At 66.0% G+C, this 18,420-nt stretch carries 19 protein-coding genes; 11 read left to right on the top strand and 8 right to left on the bottom strand.

Annotated features, from left to right (window positions below; all coding sequences use genetic code 11):
• Positions 1 to 14: 14 nt before the first annotated feature.
• Complete coding sequence (locus tag ACIQF4_RS19815; protein ID WP_400517482.1) at positions 15 to 779, bottom strand: SDR family oxidoreductase; 765 nt, start codon at positions 777 to 779, stop codon at positions 15 to 17.
• A 581-nt stretch (positions 780 to 1,360) separates the two neighbouring features.
• Between ACIQF4_RS19815 and ACIQF4_RS19820 the strand changes: the two genes are divergently transcribed.
• From ACIQF4_RS19820 to ACIQF4_RS19830, 3 genes are all read left to right on the top strand, one after another.
• On the top strand, positions 1,361 to 1,567 hold the full coding sequence (locus tag ACIQF4_RS19820; RefSeq protein WP_400517480.1) for a helix-turn-helix transcriptional regulator: 207 nt from the start codon (positions 1,361 to 1,363) through the stop codon (positions 1,565 to 1,567).
• Positions 1,560 to 2,750 carry a type II toxin-antitoxin system HipA family toxin gene (locus ACIQF4_RS19825; RefSeq protein WP_400517479.1) on the top strand — a complete coding sequence of 397 codons (1,191 nt, stop codon included), beginning with the start codon at positions 1,560 to 1,562 and terminating at the stop codon, positions 2,748 to 2,750. Before ACIQF4_RS19820 ends, ACIQF4_RS19825 begins: the two co-directional genes overlap by 8 nt.
• A 97-nt stretch (positions 2,751 to 2,847) precedes the next feature.
• Complete coding sequence (locus ACIQF4_RS19830) at positions 2,848 to 3,129, top strand: helix-turn-helix domain-containing protein (protein WP_400580041.1); 282 nt, start codon at positions 2,848 to 2,850, stop codon at positions 3,127 to 3,129.
• Positions 3,130 to 3,658: 529 nt separating this feature from the next.
• Here the strand turns inward: ACIQF4_RS19830 and ACIQF4_RS19835 are convergent.
• Positions 3,659 to 3,988 carry a hypothetical protein gene (locus ACIQF4_RS19835; RefSeq protein ID WP_350004435.1) on the bottom strand — a complete coding sequence of 110 codons (330 nt, stop codon included), beginning with the start codon at positions 3,986 to 3,988 and terminating at the stop codon, positions 3,659 to 3,661.
• Positions 3,989 to 4,259: 271 nt separating this feature from the next.
• Positions 4,260 to 4,604, bottom strand: a complete 345-nt coding sequence (locus tag ACIQF4_RS19840; protein WP_350004437.1) for a hypothetical protein — start codon at positions 4,602 to 4,604, stop codon at positions 4,260 to 4,262.
• Between the two features lie 231 nt (positions 4,605 to 4,835).
• On the opposite strand from ACIQF4_RS19840, the gene ACIQF4_RS19845 reads away from it, so the two are divergent.
• Positions 4,836 to 6,053 carry an MFS transporter gene (locus ACIQF4_RS19845; protein WP_400517478.1) on the top strand — a complete coding sequence of 406 codons (1,218 nt, stop codon included), beginning with the start codon at positions 4,836 to 4,838 and terminating at the stop codon, positions 6,051 to 6,053.
• A 17-nt stretch (positions 6,054 to 6,070) separates the two neighbouring features.
• Positions 6,071 to 6,775: an esterase/lipase family protein gene (locus ACIQF4_RS19850; protein WP_400517477.1), complete on the top strand. Its 705-nt coding sequence runs from the start codon at positions 6,071 to 6,073 to the stop codon at positions 6,773 to 6,775.
• Positions 6,776 to 6,791: 16 nt separating this feature from the next.
• Here ACIQF4_RS19850 and ACIQF4_RS19855 read toward each other — a convergent pair whose 3' ends face one another.
• Complete coding sequence (locus ACIQF4_RS19855) at positions 6,792 to 7,961, bottom strand: flavin-containing monooxygenase (protein WP_400580037.1); 1,170 nt, start codon at positions 7,959 to 7,961, stop codon at positions 6,792 to 6,794.
• 68 nt (positions 7,962 to 8,029) lie between these two features.
• Between ACIQF4_RS19855 and ACIQF4_RS19860 the strand changes: the two genes are divergently transcribed.
• Both ACIQF4_RS19860 and ACIQF4_RS19865 read left to right on the top strand, forming a co-directional pair.
• A complete protein-coding gene (locus ACIQF4_RS19860) occupies positions 8,030 to 8,689 on the top strand; it encodes a TetR/AcrR family transcriptional regulator (RefSeq protein WP_400517474.1) in 660 nt (219 codons plus the stop codon).
• A gap of 98 nt (positions 8,690 to 8,787) precedes the next feature.
• Positions 8,788 to 9,690: an LssY C-terminal domain-containing protein gene (locus ACIQF4_RS19865; protein WP_400517473.1), complete on the top strand. Its 903-nt coding sequence runs from the start codon at positions 8,788 to 8,790 to the stop codon at positions 9,688 to 9,690.
• Here the strand turns inward: ACIQF4_RS19865 and ACIQF4_RS19870 are convergent.
• The 3 genes from ACIQF4_RS19870 to ACIQF4_RS19880 form a co-directional block, all read right to left on the bottom strand.
• Positions 9,687 to 11,105 carry a hypothetical protein gene (locus ACIQF4_RS19870; protein WP_400517472.1) on the bottom strand — a complete coding sequence of 473 codons (1,419 nt, stop codon included), beginning with the start codon at positions 11,103 to 11,105 and terminating at the stop codon, positions 9,687 to 9,689. The two genes, ACIQF4_RS19865 and ACIQF4_RS19870, sit on opposite strands and share 4 nt — an antisense overlap.
• Before the next feature lie 102 nt (positions 11,106 to 11,207).
• A complete protein-coding gene (locus ACIQF4_RS19875) occupies positions 11,208 to 11,687 on the bottom strand; it encodes a hypothetical protein (protein WP_350004448.1) in 480 nt (159 codons plus the stop codon).
• A 177-nt stretch (positions 11,688 to 11,864) separates the two neighbouring features.
• Positions 11,865 to 12,320, bottom strand: a complete 456-nt coding sequence (locus ACIQF4_RS19880; protein ID WP_400517471.1) for a hypothetical protein — start codon at positions 12,318 to 12,320, stop codon at positions 11,865 to 11,867.
• A gap of 184 nt (positions 12,321 to 12,504) precedes the next feature.
• On the opposite strand from ACIQF4_RS19880, the gene ACIQF4_RS19885 reads away from it, so the two are divergent.
• Together ACIQF4_RS19885 and ACIQF4_RS19890 are read left to right on the top strand one after the other, a co-directional pair.
• Complete coding sequence (locus ACIQF4_RS19885; RefSeq protein ID WP_400517470.1) at positions 12,505 to 12,930, top strand: DUF302 domain-containing protein; 426 nt, start codon at positions 12,505 to 12,507, stop codon at positions 12,928 to 12,930.
• Positions 12,931 to 12,935: 5 nt separating this feature from the next.
• The gene (locus ACIQF4_RS19890) at positions 12,936 to 13,628 is read left to right on the top strand and encodes a class I SAM-dependent methyltransferase (protein ID WP_400517468.1); all 693 of its coding nucleotides are present in this window, start codon (positions 12,936 to 12,938) and stop codon (positions 13,626 to 13,628) included.
• 401 nt (positions 13,629 to 14,029) lie between these two features.
• Here ACIQF4_RS19890 and ACIQF4_RS19895 read toward each other — a convergent pair whose 3' ends face one another.
• On the bottom strand, positions 14,030 to 14,935 hold the full coding sequence (locus ACIQF4_RS19895; RefSeq protein ID WP_400517467.1) for a phosphatase PAP2 family protein: 906 nt from the start codon (positions 14,933 to 14,935) through the stop codon (positions 14,030 to 14,032).
• A gap of 75 nt (positions 14,936 to 15,010) precedes the next feature.
• Here ACIQF4_RS19895 and ACIQF4_RS19900 point away from each other — a divergent pair, with 75 nt between their 5' ends.
• The gene (locus ACIQF4_RS19900; protein WP_400517466.1) at positions 15,011 to 16,021 is read left to right on the top strand and encodes an o-succinylbenzoate synthase; all 1,011 of its coding nucleotides are present in this window, start codon (positions 15,011 to 15,013) and stop codon (positions 16,019 to 16,021) included.
• Between the two features lie 232 nt (positions 16,022 to 16,253).
• A complete protein-coding gene (locus ACIQF4_RS19905; protein ID WP_400517465.1) occupies positions 16,254 to 18,329 on the top strand; it encodes a PhoX family protein in 2,076 nt (691 codons plus the stop codon).
• Positions 18,330 to 18,420: the final 91 nt, after the last annotated feature.

Genomic DNA, 18,420 nt, shown 5'->3' on the forward strand with positions numbered 1-18,420 from the left:
GCGCGCGAACCCCGTTACTGATTCCGGCCGCCGTCGGCATCACGTGTTTCCAGCCATTCGCTGAACGTCTGGCGTCCGACGGCGGCCCCCGGCGCCGGGATCAGGGCGCCGCTGCGCATTGCCTTGCCCATGGAGCCTGGCAGCACTGCCTCAAGGATCCTCTTACGCTGGCCAGTCCTGGCCAGATAGGCGCGGACCAGGTCCGCGAGTCGTTCGGTCCGCGGCCCGCCCAGGTCTGTGACCCTTCCCTGCGGTCCTGCCTCTGCCGCCGCCACCAGGGCCTCCGCCACCTCCCTGGCAGCCACGGGCTGGGTAAACATCTTGGGAACGTTCACCAGCGGACCCACGGCCCCGATCTTCACCGCCAGCGGCACGAACTCATGGAATTGCGTGGAGCGCAGCAGGGACCACGGGATGCCGCCGTGCCGGACCTCGTCCTCCTGCACCAGCTTCCCGGCGTAGAGGCCGGAGGTCGAGCCGTCGATCCCCACAATGGAGAGGGCAACGTGATGCTTCACCCCCGCCTGCTTTTCTGCTGCCAGCAGGTTCTGGGTGGCGTTGGTGAAGAAATCCACGGCCTTTTTGGTGGACGTGGTCTGGATGCCGGAGACGTCGATGACTGCTTCCACGCCCTGGAGGGCCTGGGTAAGGCCGCGGCCGTTCACCAGGTCCACGCCGTCGGCCCGGCTCATGCTCGAGACCTCGTGTCCGCGTGCCTGTGCCACCTCCACCACGTGGCGGCCAACAGTACCGGTTCCCCCTGCGACGGCAATCCTCATGCAGCAAATCTTATGCCCGGCAGGGGCCCGTGTGTCAGCGGCTGGGTGGATGCAATGCCTAAAGTGCACCAGGGGTGGCCGTCGGCCTCTTGCTTTCCAATGCCGAATACCTGTGCCTATGTCTATGCCGATACCTGTGTCGCTGCCGATGCCGAGGCCCCTTGCCAAGAGGCCGGGCTGGTGGCCGGAGCGAGGGGGAGGGCCGGCGACTATTTGCGGAACCACGCTGTTCCGCCGCCTCCGCCGCCGGCCCTGGCCTGTTGCCGGGCCCAGATCCCAGCTGCTGCTGCCTTATGCCTCAGGCCCCTCGCACACCAGTGTGCGGTGGAGGGATCAAGGACCGGTGAGGATTACCTCAAGATCAGCCAAGGACCCGCTGGACCCCACCCGTAGTTCTCCCGGGGCAGGCCCCTCATGTGGCCTGGAGACGGCGAAGTCGGAAAGATACTTCCGATACAGGGCTTGCTTGGCTGGTAAGCATTGATGGTGATGGCTTTTCCGAAATATATTGCGGTTTTACCCCTGGTGGAGGATCCTCGTGGGTGATGGGGTGTTAACCAGCAATATCTCGCGGAAAGGCAATGATGGAAGACGTTAAGGCCATTGGAGCCAGCATCCGGCGTGCCCGGAGGGAGGCCGGTATCACCCAGGGCACGCTGGCCGATCTGGTAGGCACGTCCTCCCGAACCATCCACGCCATTGAAACGGGAACGGGAAATCCGTCACTGGGCACTGTGGCCGCCGCTGCCAACGCGGTGGGGCTCCACCTCCGGGCCGCTGATGACTGAAGACCTGCAGCGCCTGAAATTCGTCCGCGGCGCCGACGTCTACAAAGCCGGCGCACTTGCCGGGCACCTTTCCCGCACGGACCGCGGCAGTGTGGCCTTTTCCTACACTGGCGAATACCTTGCTGCCGGTGCCCGTCCCGTGGCAACAACACTGCCTCTTTCCAGCGAGCCCGTGGAATCTCCCAGCGGCGCGCTGCCGGCCTTCTTCTCCGGGCTCTTGCCGGAAGGCCACCGGCTCACCGTGCTCAAGGATGCCGTTAAAACCAGCCTGGGCGACGAGTTGAGCCTCCTCCTGGCCGTGGGCGCAGACATGCCGGGTGACGTGCAGGTTGTCCCGGCCGGCGAGCCGCTGGTGGAACAGCGGCCGCTGGCGGACACATCCCGCCCGGAGGACCTGGACTTCGCATACCTGGCGGACGCAGTGGATCCACACGGGCTGCCCGGAGTGCAGCACAAGGCAAGCGCCTCCATGATGACCACGCCGCTGGCGCTCGCCAACCGCCGCTACCTGCTCAAGCTGGATCCCCCCAGCTATCCGCATCTGGTCCTGAACGAGGCAGCCCATCTCACCGCAGCCAAAGCCCTGAAGATTCCTGTGGCCAGGCACAGCGTGGTCACTGACAGGCGCGGCATGCCCGGGCTGCTGGTGGAGCGGTTCGACCGTGCCCATTCCGATGGCCTGGTGCGCCTGGCACTGGAGGACGGGGCGCAGGTGATGAACCTGCCGCCGGCGTCCAAATATGCAGTCACCTCCGAGCAGCTGGTCATGGCGCTGGCCGGACTGTGCAAGGCCAAGGCCGTGGCCGTCCGCAACCTCTACCTGCAGTTCGTCTTTGCCTGGCTCACCGGAAACGGGGACCTGCACGCCAAGAACGCCGCCGTCCTCGCGGGCAGGAACGGCAGTTGGGCAGTGTCCCCCATGTACGACATCCCCTGCACGCTGCTCTACGGTGACGACAGCATGGCGCTTCCCCTCGCCGGCAAGGTCAAGGGACTCAAGGCCAGGCACTGGCAGGAGTTCGCGGCTGCCATTGGACTGCCAGTTCGGGCCGCAGCAGCCGCCAACGCCCTGGCCCTCAAGGCGGCAGCGGACATCCATCTGGACGCCCTGCCCTTCAGCGGATCGCCCCTCAACGGCGCCCGCAGGGAGCTTCGGTTCCGCCGGGACCAGCTGGCCTCCTGACGGTTGCGCAATTATCAGCACGTATCGATTGACTTTCGATAGCTAGTAGTGAAGCTCGATATATGAAAATCACCCGTTTGGCAGTCACCGCGACCGCATTTTCAGCAACGGAGCCCTGGTGTGGGTGGATGCCATTGTCTGGGCCATCGCCGCCGGCTGGACGATGCTCGCGGCGCTCTCCGCCGTCGTCGTCCTTGATGCGGACGATCCCGGGCTGCCGCTCCTGTTGTTCCTGGTCCTCGTGGCCGGGGCCGCCCTGGGCCTGGTGGTGGTGGTGCAGAACGGCCGAGCCAAGGCTGTCCGCTTCAGCACTCTGGAAGCCATGTGCCGGGTGCTGAAGTGCCAGCCCGGCGACCTGCTGGAGTTCGTGGAGGAATAGGGGAAAGTACGCATCCCCTATACGGGCCGCGGCGCGGACGGGCTGCCAAGTAGGGGAGTTGGACACCTTGACATGGCGTGCGTCCGGGATCCTACGCTGGAAGTGGTCTGGCAGTGGGCCATCCGGTCCTTGTGGGAGCGACATGGCGCACAACAAGATCGAATCCGAAGAACCCCAGCAGCCCGAGCCTGGGCAGGACGAGCCTCCGCAGCAAGAGCCCGGGCCTGAAAGCGGGCAGGAGCCGGGAGCTCCTTCCGGCCCATGGGAGGACCCGCCCAGGCCTCCGAGCCCCAGTGGCTTCAATCCGGAGTACTGGCCAAAGTACTGACGCAGCGTTTGCCGCCTGCCGCTGGACTCGGGAAAAGCTGTGCTCCCCGGCGGGTCAAAGGGTTCCAGCAAACTGGGAGGGCAGCTACCCGTCTATTCGGATACAGCTGCACTCGCAGTCCCTGGACGTCTGAAAAAAGAAAGTTTGCGGCTGGCACCCTGGCCCGACAATTGGGCTCTTCGGGTGCCGTTGCCTGGGTGCCTATGCGGCGATCAGTGCCGGCGCGTGGGTCCTGCGGGCCGCAGAGCGCGGAGCGAGGACGCTGATGGTGCACGGCGCCTGCTGCGGATCAATCCTGGCGGGCAGGTGGTGTGTTTCGGAGGACGCATGGAGCATTTCCAGCGCTTCCTGGTCCACCCGCGCATGGGAAATGTCCAGTTCCACGCCTAAACCTTCGCGTAAGGAATTGGCACGCTTAACTACTACATACAGTGCATTGACGCTGTGGACGGTGATATGCCCCTTTGCAATCACCTGGGCCCTGGCGTGGTCGAGATCAACACGGACAACAACGTTGAGCTTAGAGTTCAAAATGTAAAGCCTTCCCCGGCATTGGCTGCGACGCTGCAGCTTCTTGCTTGTGGCCGTTTGCATCAGCCTCATCCAGAGTAGGGACTGAATGTGATCCACGCAACATAAGGCCATTTATTACAACGTTTGGGCTTTGTGGTTCATGCGCACCGGAACAATCGGGCTGCCCCCTCGGGCGGCCCTGCAGGAACCGCAGCTGCGGCACTACGGTGCGTGCCGCCGTCGTACTTAAGCCGCCGCCCGCCGTCGGATTCCACCAACGCCCGCCGTCTCACCCCACTGATTCGGAGAGCCTTCCGGCTAACACCGTGACCGGCGCGGCAGACCAGCGCTCACGCTCGGGCTCATAGGAGATGACCACGGCGGTTTCGCTGTCCTTGGCCTCGTCCATGGCAAGCAGCAGGGCATCCTCCACATGCCGCGCATACTCCAGCCGGTCGGCCAGCGAGCCCTGCAGTTCGGCGTCGTCAATCAGCACGTGGCCCTTGCCGTCCACGATGACCTTCAGCGAATAGCCCTGGTCCTCCTGGAGGGACCCCCGGGTGGATGAAATTTCGGTGACCCTGTCTGCCCGGACCAGCCCGTTGCCGAGCGTTCGGATCCACACTTCACCCATCGAATGACCTCCCCTTTGGTACGGGCGCGGATCAGCGCCCCATAAGGCGAACGCTACTCCTCCGCGGGGCGTTTGTGACCCCCGGATTTACGTGGAGTACAAGGATTTAGAAGTGCGCCCGGTTCGGACTCGCGCGCCCGGGTCCGAGGGTGCCAGGGTCCGTATTGGGTGCGCGGAACCACACCGGGTGCGCGGCTAAACCTGGCCATCCTCACCCATAAAATAAATCTGATGACTTCCCCCGATGATCCCGAGCCCTTCAGCCTGCGCGGCATAGCTGTGGCCGCGTTCGGGCCGACGCTGCTGTACGGGATAGGAACGGGCGCCATCCTGCCGGTGGTGGCCCTGACTGCCCGCGATCTGGGTGCGTCGGTGGCCGTGGCTGCCCTGATTGTCACCCTGATCGGACTGGGATCGTGGTTCTTCAACCTGCCCGCCTCCCTGGTGACCCTCAAATTTGGTGAGCGCTGGTCAATCGTGGGCGCCGCCGTCGCAGCCGGCCTGGCGCTCGCCGCCGCGGGGCTGACGTCGCTGGTTCCGGACGGGCTGTGGCTGCTCGCTGCGGCGATGGCCGTCGTCGGAATGTCCGGTGCCGTGTTTGGCCTGGCCCGGCAGAAGTACCTCACCGAGGCCGTGCCCGTGGCATTCCGGGCACGTGCGCTGTCCACCCTGGGCGGGGTGAACCGGATCGGTGTGTTCATCGGCCCGTTCCTGAGCGCGGCGGTGATGCAGTTCGCCGGCATCAGCGGCGCCTACTGGGTGGGTGTGGTGGCCATGGCGGCCGCCGCGTTGCTGTCCCTCACCATTCCGGACCTGGCCGTTCCTCCAGCGCCCGACGGCGGACACAAGGGTCCGGAGCCCACGCTGCGGAGCGTCGCGGTGTCCCATGCGGGCGTGTTCCTTTCGCTGGGCGTGGGGATCCTCCTGCTCAGTGCGCTGCGCTCGTCCCGGCAGGTGGTCATCCCGCTGTGGGCGGACAACCTGGGAATGGACGCCACCTCGGCTTCCCTGATTTACGGGCTGTCCGGGGCCATCGACATGCTGGTGTTCTATCCCGCGGGCAAGCTCATGGACCGGAAAGGCCGGCAGTTCGTGGCCGTCCCCTCCACGCTGATCATGGGGGCGGCCCTGCTGCTGATCCCGCTGACCGGCTCCTTTATGGGGCTGCTGCTGGCGGCACTGCTGATCGGGTTCGGGAACGGGATCAGCTCCGGTCTGGTGATGACCCTTGGGGCGGACTTCTCGCCGGACCGTGGCCGCGGGCAGTTCCTGGGGCTGTGGAGGTTCATGGCCGACGCCGGATCCACCGGCGGTCCCGTGCTCCTCTCCGCGGTGACGGCCCTTGCCACCCTGGGCGCGGGGGTCTCAGCCACGGGCATCCTGGGGTTCGCGGCGGCAGCCGTGTTCGCCGTCGTCATTCCCCGGCTGAAGCACCGCCGCAACTACTGACGCGCTATCCTCGACAGATGGGTGAACGGGACGTGAGCACTCGGATCAGTCCGCTGCAGAAAGCCGTGTGGTGGGCGCAGGACTATGCCTACGCCGCGGTCTGCCAAATCCAGGGCCTGGTGTCGCGGGTACAGCCGGGGTCTTTCCACCAGGGCCACCGCACCCCGGTGCTCATCATTCCCGGCGTGTACGAAAACTGGCAGTTCATGATGCCGCTCATCAGGGCGATCCACGACGAAGGCCATCCCGTCCATGTGGTCACCGTGCTGCAGCGGAACAAACTGGACGTTCCCGTGGCGGCGCGGATGGTGGCGCAGCACCTTGAAGAGGCGGGGCTGCGGGACGCGGCGATTGTGGCGCACAGCAAGGGCGGGCTGATCGGGAAGTACGCCATGCTGAACCTGGACCCTGAGCGCCGCGTTTCCCGGATGGTCACGGTATGCACGCCGTTCTCCGGATCGCGCTACGCCAGGTACATGCTGCTGCCCACCCTGCGGATTTTTTCGCCGCGCAACGCCCTGACGCTTGAGCTGGCCCGCGAGGAGACCATTAACAGCCGCATCACCTCCATCTACGGGCCGTTTGATCCGCACATTCCGGAGGGCAGCATCCTCCCCGGCGCCACCAACATCGAGCTGCCCACGGCAGGTCACTTCAGGATTTTGGGTGATTCTGAGACGGCGCGGATCATCGTTGAGCAGTTGAACCTTGACGAGCCCTGACCCGGTTGAACGCAGTTCAGCTGGGCGCGGATTCGCGAGGCGCCGCACTGCCGGGGGCTGTTTCCGCCGCCGGTTCCGGGGCGGCCGGTCTGCGGGCGGCAATATACCGGGCAAGATAGGCCGCGTCCCGGCCTACTCCGTGGATCATCGAGGATGCCAGCGAGTGCTGGAAAAGAGATCCCAGGAAGTACAACCCCGGCTGGTTGCGGGCTACGCCGCGGTCCTGCTCCGGTTCGCCGCCCGCATCAAAGACCGGGAGGTGGATCCAGGCAGTCTCGGGGCGGAAGCCGGTGCACCACACCACGTTGGATACAGCGAGGGTCTGTCCGTCGGCCAGTTGCGGCTGGCCGTTCCGCGTCCCCTCCGTCCTGGGGACCCGCCGGACGCCGGCCGCCGTGAGGTCGCGGTCCTTCACGCGGATCAGCGGGCCGCTGTGGGCCAGCACCTGCGGCCGCGCTTTGCGCCCCAAAGGAGTGCGCCGCGTCAGGAGATGGCGGAAAGCAAAGAAGACGGCGAGGGTCAGCGGTCTGGAAGCCGGAGCGTCGATCCGCCAGGGAAGCTCGCCGGGGTGCCTGCCGGAGAGGTACGTCTGGTGGGTCCGGGAGACCTCCAGTGCGATGTCCGCGCCGGAATTGCCGGCTCCCACCACCAGGACGGCGCCGGGGGAGAGCTGCGCAGGGTTTTTGTACTGGCCTGCATGCGCCTGCCGGATGTCCGGACTGAGCCCGGCGGCGAAGGACGGAATGTTTGGCTGCAGGTCCCACCCGGAGGCGACCACGACGTTAGCGGCCTCGAAGCGCTGGCCATCTGCCTCGATCACGAAGCGCTGGCCGTTGTGGCGCAGCCCTGTAACGCGCACGGCGTTCCGCACGGGCAGGGAGAATTCAGCCGCATAGTCGCTGAGGTACTGGGAGAAATCCTCCCTGCCCGGGAAGGACCAGGGCGCGGCAGGGTAGCGGCTGCCGGGCAGGGCGTCGTACCGGGCTGGCGTGAACAGCCGGAGTGAGTCCCACCTGTTGCGCCAGCTGTCGCCCGTACGCGGGTTTTCGTCCAGGATGACGAAGGGTCGCTCGAGCCTTGCCAGGTGGTAGCCCATAGCCAGGCCCGCCTGTCCGCCCCCAATCACAACAGTGTCGAAGCTTTCGGCCAGCATGATGCCCTGCCTTCCTGCCTTGAGCTGCCGCACCGCCGCTCCCGGCGTCCTGCTACAATTCATCCGAATCAGCTTCGGATGAATAAAGGGTAGGACCGGCCATGAGTGAAGTCAATGCCTCTTCCCGTCGCTACAACTCCCTTCGCAGGAAGGAGCAGGCGTCCGCCACCCGCGGCGCAGTACTGGCCGCAGCCCGGGAGCTGTTTGTGGGGGACGGGTACCGTTCCACCACCGTGAATGCCATCGCCCGGCGTGCGGGAGTCGCCGTCGATACCGTCTATGCCGCCATCGGGCGGAAGCCGGACCTGTTGCGTGAGGTTGTTGAAAGTGCCATCTCCGGTACCGGGCAGGCGGTCCCTGCTGAGCAGCGCGATTACGTCCTCCGCGTGCGTGAGGCAAAGACGGCCAGGGAGAAAATCAGCATCTATGCCCATGCCCTGGCCCTGATCCAGCCGCGGCTGGCGCCGGTTTACGTTGCGTTAAGGGATGCCGCCGGCACGGACCATGGCTGTGCCGAGCTGTGGGAACAAATCTCCAACAGGCGGGCCGCGAACATGCGGAAATTCATTGAGGACCTTTCTCTGACCGGTGAGCTGCGCACGGACCGGCCCTCCGCGGAACTGGCGGACGCGGTGTGGAGCATGAACGGCCCTGAGTACTGGGTGCTGCTGGTGGACCAGCGCGGCTGGACGCCGGAGCAATTCGCCGGCTGGCTTACCGATGCGTGGTGCAGGCTCCTGCTTGCCGACGGCGGCGGGTGAGGACCGCCGGCGCCGCCCGGATTCGCCGTGGCCGGGGAACGTATTATGGGCCGGTACTGATGTAGGGCAATGAAATGCAGGGCCGGGAGGACGTGGGCATGACATCTGGCGTGGACGGGAACCAGGCCGTTCCCCAGGAGCCGGACCATTCGCGGATCGAGAGTCCGGTGGAACGGCGGCAAAGCAGGTGGGCCACGGTCCTGGCGGTGCTGCAGCGGCTGCTGTACCTGGTGGTGACGGTCGCCGTCGGCTGGGCAGTGTGGTTTTTCCTGTTATCGCGGCTTTCGCGCGGGCCCGCGCAGGCGTGGGTGTTCCTGCCCGTCTGGCTGGTCCTGGCGTATGCTCTGCTACCGCGCGTCCATAAGATCCTGAGCAGCCTCTACATCCCGGACTACTTTATTGGCAGGGCCAGGACGGGCGACGGCGTCCTCGGCGATCCGGTGAACCTCGCCGTGGTGGGGACGGAGGAGGAGCTGCGCCGGGCCATGCGCACCGCCGGCTGGGTGGAGGCCGATCCCATTACCCCTGCCACCGCCTGGCACACCCTCACCTCCACGGTCCTGGGCCGCAGCTACCCGGCCGCGCCCGTCAGCTCGCTCTATGTGTTCGGCAACCGCCAGGACCTGGCGTTCCAGCGTGAGATCGACGGGAACCCGCGCAAGCGGCACCATGTCCGGTTCTGGAAGTGTCCGCCCGGATGGATGCTGCCCGGCGGCCTGTCTGTGGACTGGGTGGGCGCGGGTACGTACGACCGCAGCGTGGGCCTGTCCCTGTTCACGTTCCAGATCACGCACAAGATCGCCGACCGCACCGATGAGGAGCGGGACTTCATCATCGCCACGCTGGAGGCTGCCGACGCGGTGGAGTCCGTCCACGTCATCCTCAACTACTCCAGCGGCTACCACCACCGCAACGGCGGCGGCGACGCGATCCGTACCGACGGTCACCTGCCCATCATCGATCTGTACGAGCCGGGGCGGCCGGGCGTGGTGGGGTCCTAGGATGCGTTGAAGGCGTTGCTGGTTGCTGGAACAAGTGTTCCGCTCGTGGCGGTCAGTGTGCAGCCGGTGGCTTTTCCTGCAACTTCAAGGTCCGGAAACGATACGGCGCCTGGTGATGACAGCGGGAGTATGCCCTTGATGCTGCAGGGCGATGTCAGCGCGACCTGGACAAGGGCATCTGTTGGGTTACTAAAGGTGTCCAGGACGTGCACTGTTACTGCAGGAGTGATGGGTTTGTTCTTTTCAACGTCTGGGCTGATGGCCGCGAAGACGAGTTTCGCTGGCGCCGCTGCGGTGATGGTTGCGGTCACTGGTTCCGGAGCGGCCAGCCCCGGCGCGGTGACGGTGAGGCTTGGCGTGCCCGCTTTGGTGTCCCCATAGAAGAACGACGCCGACGCTGAGCCCGCGGGGATGGTCACCGTGCCGGCTGGTGTGCCGTTAGCAGTGGCGGCAAAGACGCCTGTCCCTGCCGCGCTGGATGACAGGCTTACCGGAGTGGTCCCGGCTGTGACGGCGTTGCCGTAGGCGTCCTGGCGTTCCACCGTGACAGGGCCGAGGAGGGCGGCGGAGGACGCCGGCCCTGAGAGATGGCTCCCTGCTGTGAGTACAAGTTTGTCAGCAGCCGCAGGGATGACGGTGAAATTGCTGCTGACCGCACCGGCATAGCCGGCGCTGGAAGCGATGAGAGTGTAACCGGCTCCGGCCTTGTTGATAGAGAGTCCGCTGAACGTTGCAGTGCCGGACCAGTCGGTCCTGGCCGTGGCTGTTCCCGAAAGCGTTCCACTCCCGGGATTGGCGCCGATGCTGATGGTGACGGGCACTCCGGCTTCCCACACTTCAAACCCGAAGATGGTCCGCAGCTGGACTTGGAAGGCGGCGATGGGTGACCCGGCTGTCACCGCGGCGGACGGCTGTGAGCTGAAGGTGAGGTCCCGCAAGCTGGCTACGGCCACGGTCCCGCTGACGGCACCGGCCGCGGTCCACGAGCGGTAGACGGCGGTGACCCTGTACTGGTGCGTGCCTTCCGGGACGGAGGTGTCCGTGCAAGTGCTGGCGGCGATGGGTGCAGCATAGCTGGAACCGCAGGCTGCGAAGGCATCAGTACCGGACAGCCGGGTGACGACGTAGCCGGTCGGGGTGAGCGCACCTGACGAAGGGGTCCAGCTGACAGTTACGTTGGAGTTACTGCTTGCTGGCACCGTTACGTTGGTGGGCGGAAGCAGTGTGGCGACTGGCGCCGTCGTGCTTCCCGTCCCGGAGGATCCCCAGTACGCGGCGGAGGGGGCTGCGCCCAGGAGAGCGCCCATGATGACAACGGCGGCGATCACCGCCGCGGAGCATACCGCACGTTGAAACGCCACCAGCTCCCGCCGAAGCCGGGGGCGGGCTTCGGGGGAGCTGGCGGGGGCAGGCATGGGACCTTCCGGACGTCGTCTTCGGGAGCAGTTAGGCGGGCTTGTTCACCAACGGGCCAGGATGCTGACGGTCTGTGTCAGGAATGACAGTCCGTGCCCTCTTCAGCTGGCGGAGAAGTACAGGGGAACAGAGACGCCCTTGCAGCCATTCTGGTTAATGCCTGGTCGGTCAATCATTTGCAGGGTCACGGTGCCTGTGGCGAATGCCCCGGGGGCAAGTTCAGCCTCTTCGAAGACCGGGTCGCCGACGACGAAGTCGTCCGCTGAGCAGCCGGCAGGAAGGCTCCAAGTGTTGCCGGCACTGTCAGCGACTTTGACGTTCACTGCGGTGACCTTTTGAACGCCGGCGTCGGCGGGGTTCGTGACCTTGAAGTTGAAAGTCTGCGTGGGACCGTTGGGGGAAAGGGCATCCCCGATCACTCCGGTTGACTCAATGGTGAAGCTTTTCGATTGCCCCGCCGTGGTGGTGGCACTCCCGGTGCCTGCGGCTGTCCAGTATGCGAAGGCGGCGCCGCCGCCGATGGCGACCAATGCCACAGTGGTTCCGATGATGCGTTTTTTACGTCCAGCCACCTTGGCCATGTGAATCCCCTTGAAAATGTGTGCGGTGTACGCAGAGACCTTGTGAGCCCTGAGCGGCTCCGATAGGAATACTTTCGCGGGGCAGGCTCAACTTACACCCGAGCAATTCCTCAAGGTTGAGTCAAGAGTTTTTAGGCGTTTCCGCAGGTCAGGAGCATATAGTGCCGTGGTGGCCTGCTAGCTTCCGGCGCTGTCCAGGGCGTCATCGGCGTCAGACCTGGCGTTGCCAAAGTCGCCCCTGAGGACTTTGAGGGCGTACTTCTCCAGGTCGATTTCCTTGCGGCTGCGGACTCCCATCCGCCGGAAAAGGGGGATGGGCGGGCACCAGCCCTGAATGGCGTGCTGGACAAGGAAGGTGAGGACAACAGCCGGCAGTGCCAGCCATTTCTTGTTGACTCCCGCAGCCAGCACGGTGCCGGTAAGGGCAAGGGAAGAGGCGTTGAGCTCCAGCAGGCGCTCGATGTCCCACTCACTGTCAAGCTCCCGGATGCGCGCCGAAATCTCTGACTTTGACCGTGCTTCGTAGGACTTGATGTGCTCTTCGATTTCGTGGTCAAGGTGCGTCTGCACCGCGTCCGGGGTCGCCGCCCGCACCGGTTCTGGAATGTTGAACTGGGGTTCCTGGTCTGCCACGACATCTCCTTTGATCCGATGCCCTCATGCTGCCGTCCATGTCCGTAGGCATTGTGGGTGCCCCGCAGCTGACAACTGACGCTACGAGTGCTGGCGGTTGATGGATCCCCATAGCCATAAACACCCCCGGGGGTATACGATGGCGGCGTACCCATCAGTAGGAGCAACCGCCTAAGGAGGCAACATGAGCTACACGCACACCATCACTGTCCCGCTTGCCTGGGATGAGGCGCTGCAGCAGACGAAGGACGCCCTGGCCGAGCAGGGTTTCGGCATCCTTTCGGAGATCAACGTCCGCGCCACCTTCGAGGCCAAACTGGGGGCCGAAGCCGCCGCAGCCCTTGGCGACTACGTCATCCTCGGCGCCTGCAACCCGAATCTTGCCAGCCGGGCCCTCGGTGCCGATCCGGACATGGGTGCCCTGCTGCCCTGCAACGTGGTGGTCCGCCGCGGCACCGACGCCGGCGAAACCACCATCCAGGCAATCGACCCGCAGACCATGGTGCAGTTGAGCGACAACCCTGCGGTCAAGGAAGTAGCGGACGACGCCGACACGCGCCTTCGCGCGGCCCTCGCCAGCCTTAGTGGCAGCGCCGGCCCGGCGAACTAAGCAGCATGACCGGCGGCAGCCAGGGAATGGATCCCGCGGGGGAGCGCGGGCCGGCGGAACTGCAGCATCCCCGCTTCGCCCGGGCCTACGCCCGGGTGGTCGGGGAGATGAACCGCCGTGGCGCTACCGAACACCGCCGTGAACTGCTGGCCGGGCTGCGCGGTTCCGTCGTGGAAATCGGTGCGGGCGACGGGTCCGGTTTCGCGCTCTACCCGCCGGCCGTAACCCACGTGCTGGCCATCGAACCGGACGACTACCTCAGGAGTATCGCCGCCGCCAAGGCAGCTTCCGCCGCGGTGCCCGTGACAGTCCGCGCCGGAGCGGCCGAGCACATACCGGCAGCGGATGCCAGCGTGGATGCCGTGGTGTCCAGCCTGGTCCTGTGCAGCGTCAGCGAGCAGGCCCCGGTGCTGGCCGAGATCCGGCGCGTCCTGCGTCCCGGCGGAATCCTTGCCTTCTACGAACACGTCCGCTCGGACAACCGGCTGATCGCTGCAGTGGAAGACCTGCTGACGCCCGCCTGGCAGCGGTTCGCCGGCGGATGCCATCCCAACCGGGACACCGTGGCCGCCATTGGGGACGCTGGCTTTGCGGCGTTAAGCAGCCGGCGCTTCAATTTCGCCGTAGGCCCCTTGTCGCCCGCCTGGGCCCACGTGCTGGGCACGGCCGTCAATCCCGGGCACCCTGCCGGGGACTGACCCGGCACAAGCGTGGAAATCCCGGCGCCGCCATTGGGGGGAAGGGCGACGCCGGGACGCTTTAGGAGCGCGCGGTCCGGTTGCAGGGGGACCAGCGCGCTCGCCGTCTCACGGCTGCCAGGAGCCGGGCGGAAGGCTGCTGATACCTGGCGGGGCCCACTTCAAAACTCCGCCAGGAGAGTGATGGGCTGCGGAACCATCCGGCTGGATGGCCTGCCGCCTGGCTGCTGCTGCCGCCCGTCTCCTGATAGCCACTACTATCTACCGGGCCCATCAAAATACTCACCAGTAATACGTCAAGGTTCGGTCAAGGTTTCGTGGGGTTCTGAGAGCCTGGTCGGCCCCGCCCAGGCCCGTGTAGGCGGCGGGGAATATCCCGTCTTCCCCGGGACAGGTGACGGTCAGCGCCTTGCCGGGACCCGTCGTCGTGCTGCGTACGCGAACAGGGACGTTGTGGCCACCGTGGCCAAATACCCGGCGATCACAATGAGTGAGATTCCGGCCCAGAAATAGTGGGTGGTGCTCGTTTCCTGCCAGGGGCTTGGGGCAATGCGCGCCAGCGAGTAGAGCGCCACCGCAGCGGACGCCAGCCCGATGAAAACCGGCAACGTCAGCCAGACCCGGGCCGACCCTATGTGCCCGCCAAAGCCGTCCCAGGCATTCCACGTCCCGCGCCGGACGATGAGCCAGCCGGCAGGAATCATGAAGGCGCCCACCAGCAGGAACGCCGCCACCACGTCCGCGGGCCGGTGCCACTGGTTGATCAGCGTGGAAACCCCGGATGCGATGGCGAATGTGCCGCCGACGAATCCGGCCATCGGACGCCACCGTGGCGAGGCCATGAGGAACACCGCAGCCGCCGCCGACGCCGCCAGCGTGGTGTGCCCGGACGGCAGCGAGTTGAATGCCAGGGTGACCACGCCCTTGTCCGGGCGGGCCGGCAGGAGGTCCTTCAGCACCTGCGTTGCTATGTTGGCCCCGATGCAGGCTGCCACGGCAATCCCGGCCTCCGCCCAGTGCTTCCGGATCACGGTCACAAACAGGACCACGACGGCGGCCATCACCAGGGAGACCGTAGGCAGCAGGTCCAGGAACTTGGTGGTCGCCTTGCCCGCCGGCCCGTGCAGCTCCACGGCTTCCACCAGCGCGGATTCATCAATGAACTGGCCCGTGGTGGTCTGGACAAAGTAGTAGTAGGTGGCCACCAGTCCGGCCATACACGCCAGCGTGGCGAGCATGAACAGGAAACCCGAACCCGTTGCGGGTTGGGCTGCGGTCCTGCTCGTTGCCTGGCGTTGAAGAGTCATCGGGTTAAGGGTGTCACAGAAAGCTGGGATCCCGCCGAAAGTCACGCATTGCCGCACGCTTGTACAGTTGGATCCATGCCTGCCTCCCCGCCGCACCTGCCCGCGCTCGAGGAGCTCCTGGCCGGCGCGCACGTGGTCAGCCTGCCGATGCGGGTCAAGTTCCGCGGCATCATGGAGCGGGAATCGCTGCTGCTGCGGGGCCCGGAAGGCTGGGGCGAGTTCTGCCCGTTCCCGGAATACGGCGATGCCGAGGCGTCCCGCTGGCTGGCCGCCGCCATCGAGGCCGCCTGGGAGGGGTTCCCCGCGCCGCTGCGTTCCGCTATCCCGGTCAACGCGACCGTCCCCGCCGTGCCCGCGGACCGCGTTCCCGACGTACTGGCGCGCTTCGGCCGCGTGGACGCCGTGAAGATCAAGGTTGCCGAGTCCGGCCAGACCCTCGACGATGACGCCGCCAGGGTTGCCGCCGTGCGCGCGGCGCTGCCGGACGCCGCCATCCGCGTGGATGCCAACGGCGGCTGGAACGTGCCCGGGGCGGTCGAGGCACTCACCCTACTTGCCGGCGTCGGGCTTGAATACGCCGAGCAGCCCGTGCCCACCATTGACGGACTCGCTGAGGTGCGCCGCCGGCTGCGGGCCGCGGGCACCCCGGTGCTGATCGCTGCGGACGAAAGTGTCCGCAAGGAAACCGACCCCCTTCGCGTGGCGCGGGCCGGCGCGGCCGACCTCCTGGTGGTCAAGGTGGCACCGCTCGGGGGAGTGCGGCGCGCGCTGGACATCGTGGCGCAGGCCGGGCTGCCCGCCGTTGTCAGCTCCGCGCTGGACACCTCGGTGGGCATCCGCGCCGGCCTTGCCCTGGCGGCTGCCCTGCCCGAGTTGCCGTATGCGTGCGGGCTGGGGACGGTGTCCCTGTTTGAATCGGACGTCACCACGGATCCGCTGGTGGCCGACGACGGCGCCATCCGCCTCCGCAATGTTGCCGCCGACGCCGGGCTGCTTGAGCGGTATGCGGCATCCGGGGAACGCCGGGACTGGTGGCTGGCACGCCTCCGCCGCGTCCACGCGCTCCTGGAACCCTCTCTCACTTAACGTCGCCTTTCCCGGGACCCTCTCTCACTTAACGTCGCCTTTCCCGGGACCCTCTCTCAGTTGATGCGGGTTTTCCTGGCACGCTCTCTCACGTACGACGGTAATGACGAGGCGCGTGACACATTTCTGCAGGTCATATTCGGTTAACCGGAACTTCACTTTCTGGATGACTCCGCGTAGAAACCGCTTGACAAGGTGAGTGAACCGCATCGATTTTCCCTGGAAGGCCCCCATGTCTGAAACGACTGCCCGCAAGTTCACCCTGCTGCCGATGCTCGGCCATACCAAGGGCAAGCGCAGCGCCGTCACCTGCGCGCTGAAGTGCGACAACGCCTGCGCCGGCGAAGTCTGCAACACCAGCTCCAACAGCTACTTCCGTGACATCGCCTCCACCACCATGTCCCGCCGCGCCGCCCTGGGCTTCGGGGCCGCCGGTGCGCTCGCCGTCGTCCTCGGCTCTGCCGCAACCTCCCCTGACTCAGCACACGCCGCCGGCCTGTCCAAGGCTGCGAAGGAAGGCTTCGGCAAGTCCAAGCTGCAGTTCACCGCCATCCCGTCCATCGACGCCATGGTTGACGCCGTCACCGTCCCGGAGGGCTTCACCTGGCAGCCGGTTATCCGCTGGGGTGACCCCATTTTCAACGGTGCGCCGGAGTTCGACCTTAACAACCAGACGGCCGCCGCGCAGGAAAAGCAGTTCGGCTACAACAACGACTACACGGACATCCTGGAGATCCCGGACAGCAAGGGCCGCCGCGCTGTGCTCTTCGCCAACCACGAGTACACCAACGAGAACATCATGTTCCCGGCCACCATGCCCGCGGACCAGATGCGCGCTGTGGGGGCGGCCGCACACGGGCTGTCCGTGGTGGAGCTGGAGCGCAAAAACAAGAACAAGCCGTGGACGTACGTCAAGGGTGCGCCGCTCAACCGCCGCTTCCTCAACAACACGGTCTACGAACTGACCGGCCCGGCCGCCGGCTCGTCGCTTCTCAAAACGGTTGAGGATCCTGCCGGCCGCTTCATCAAGGGCACGCTGGGCAACTGCGCGGGCGGCACCACCCCGTGGGGCACCATCCTGTCCGGCGAAGAGAACTTCCAGAGCTACTTTGTTGGTAACGGCACCTCTGCTGGCGACAAGCGCTACGGCATCACCTCCAAGCCCACCGCCCGCCAGTGGGAGCTGGACGAGCCTCGCTGGGACACCCGCAACCCCGGCTACGAGAACGAGGCAAACCGCTTCGGCTGGATCGTCGAAGTTGACCCGTTCGACCCCACCTCAACACCCAAGAAGCACTCCATGCTGGGCCGCTTCAAGCACGAGGGCGCCAACGTCATCATCGCCGAATCCGGCCATGTGGTGGCCTACTCCGGCGACGACGAGCGCTTCGACTACCTGTACAAGTTCGTTTCCAAGGACAAGTACCGCGAGGGCGACCGCAAGCACAACATGACCCTCCTGTCCGAGGGCAACCTCTACGTCGCCAGGTTCACGGGCAACTCGCCGGCCGCCGAAATCACCGGAACCGGGGCTGTCCCCGCCGACGGAGCCTTCGACGGCATCGGCGAGTGGCTGCCGCTGGTGGTGGACGGGGCTTCCGCTGTTCCGGGCATGACCGTCGAGGAGGTCCTGGTGTACACCCGCCTGGCCGCCGACAAGGTTGGCCCCACCAAGATGGACCGCTGCGAGGACGTGGAGCCCAGCCTGCACACCGGCAAGGTCTACGTGGCCTGCACCAACAACTCCAACCGCGGTGTCGGTTCGAACGAGGCCGCCACCGAGGTCAACCCGCGCAACCAGAACCGCGACGGCCACATCGTGGAGATCACCGAGACCGGCGGCCAAACCTCCACCACCTTCAGCTGGAACCTGCTCATGGTCTGCGGCGATCCGGCCCAGGGCGACGTCACCTACTTCTCCGGCTTCCCGGTGGACAAGGTTTCGCCCATCTCCTGCCCGGACAACCTCGCATTCGACTCCGTGGGCAACCTCTGGATCTCCACGGACGGCGCACCCTCCGGCATTGGCCGCGCCGACGGCCTGTTCAAGGTCACCCTGGACGGCGCCGAGCGCGGCAAGGTGGAGCAGTTCCTCGCCGTTCCCCGCGACGGCGAAACCTGCGGCCCCATCATCCACGACGAGGAGCGCACCGTGTTCGTCGCGGTGCAGCACCCGGGCGAGGACGGCACCTTTGATGCTCAGGTTTCCTTCTTCCCGGACTACGTCGCAGAGGGCACGACGCCGGCACCCGGCCAGGCGCGCGCACCCCGTCCGTCCGTGATCCAGGTGTTCCGCACGGACGCCTAAGCCTCGATCCACCGATGAGTTTGGGGTGTGAGCGGGTGCCGTGACACGGAAATGCCCCTCGGATCAGGGAAAATAGAGCTTGTCTAAGGTT

Source organism: Pseudarthrobacter sp. NPDC092202 (genome assembly GCF_044755505.1).
In the GTDB taxonomy this organism is placed as follows: domain Bacteria; phylum Actinomycetota; class Actinomycetes; order Actinomycetales; family Micrococcaceae; genus Arthrobacter.

What these genes read in the sequence shown, in the direction of transcription:
- ACIQF4_RS19885 (WP_400517470.1), top strand. Translation starts at nt 12,505, where the DNA reads ATGAGCTACACGCACACCATCACTGTCCCGCTTGCCTGGGATGAGGCG.
- ACIQF4_RS19890 (WP_400517468.1), top strand. Translation starts at nt 12,936, where the DNA reads ATGACCGGCGGCAGCCAGGGAATGGATCCCGCGGGGGAGCGCGGGCCG.
- ACIQF4_RS19870 (WP_400517472.1), bottom strand. Translation starts at nt 11,105, where the DNA reads ATGCCTGCCCCCGCCAGCTCCCCCGAAGCCCGCCCCCGGCTTCGGCGG.
- ACIQF4_RS19895 (WP_400517467.1), bottom strand. Translation starts at nt 14,935, where the DNA reads ATGACTCTTCAACGCCAGGCAACGAGCAGGACCGCAGCCCAACCCGCA.
- ACIQF4_RS19875 (WP_350004448.1), bottom strand. Translation starts at nt 11,687, where the DNA reads ATGGCCAAGGTGGCTGGACGTAAAAAACGCATCATCGGAACCACTGTG.
- ACIQF4_RS19900 (WP_400517466.1), top strand. Translation starts at nt 15,011, where the DNA reads ATGCCTGCCTCCCCGCCGCACCTGCCCGCGCTCGAGGAGCTCCTGGCC.
- ACIQF4_RS19850 (WP_400517477.1), top strand. Translation starts at nt 6,071, where the DNA reads ATGGGTGAACGGGACGTGAGCACTCGGATCAGTCCGCTGCAGAAAGCC.
- ACIQF4_RS19840 (WP_350004437.1), bottom strand. Translation starts at nt 4,604, where the DNA reads ATGGGTGAAGTGTGGATCCGAACGCTCGGCAACGGGCTGGTCCGGGCA.
- ACIQF4_RS19825 (WP_400517479.1), top strand. Translation starts at nt 1,560, where the DNA reads ATGACTGAAGACCTGCAGCGCCTGAAATTCGTCCGCGGCGCCGACGTC.
- ACIQF4_RS19820 (WP_400517480.1), top strand. Translation starts at nt 1,361, where the DNA reads ATGATGGAAGACGTTAAGGCCATTGGAGCCAGCATCCGGCGTGCCCGG.
- ACIQF4_RS19905 (WP_400517465.1), top strand. Translation starts at nt 16,254, where the DNA reads ATGTCTGAAACGACTGCCCGCAAGTTCACCCTGCTGCCGATGCTCGGC.
- ACIQF4_RS19845 (WP_400517478.1), top strand. Translation starts at nt 4,836, where the DNA reads ATGACTTCCCCCGATGATCCCGAGCCCTTCAGCCTGCGCGGCATAGCT.
- ACIQF4_RS19865 (WP_400517473.1), top strand. Translation starts at nt 8,788, where the DNA reads ATGACATCTGGCGTGGACGGGAACCAGGCCGTTCCCCAGGAGCCGGAC.
- ACIQF4_RS19815 (WP_400517482.1), bottom strand. Translation starts at nt 779, where the DNA reads ATGAGGATTGCCGTCGCAGGGGGAACCGGTACTGTTGGCCGCCACGTG.
- ACIQF4_RS19860 (WP_400517474.1), top strand. Translation starts at nt 8,030, where the DNA reads ATGAGTGAAGTCAATGCCTCTTCCCGTCGCTACAACTCCCTTCGCAGG.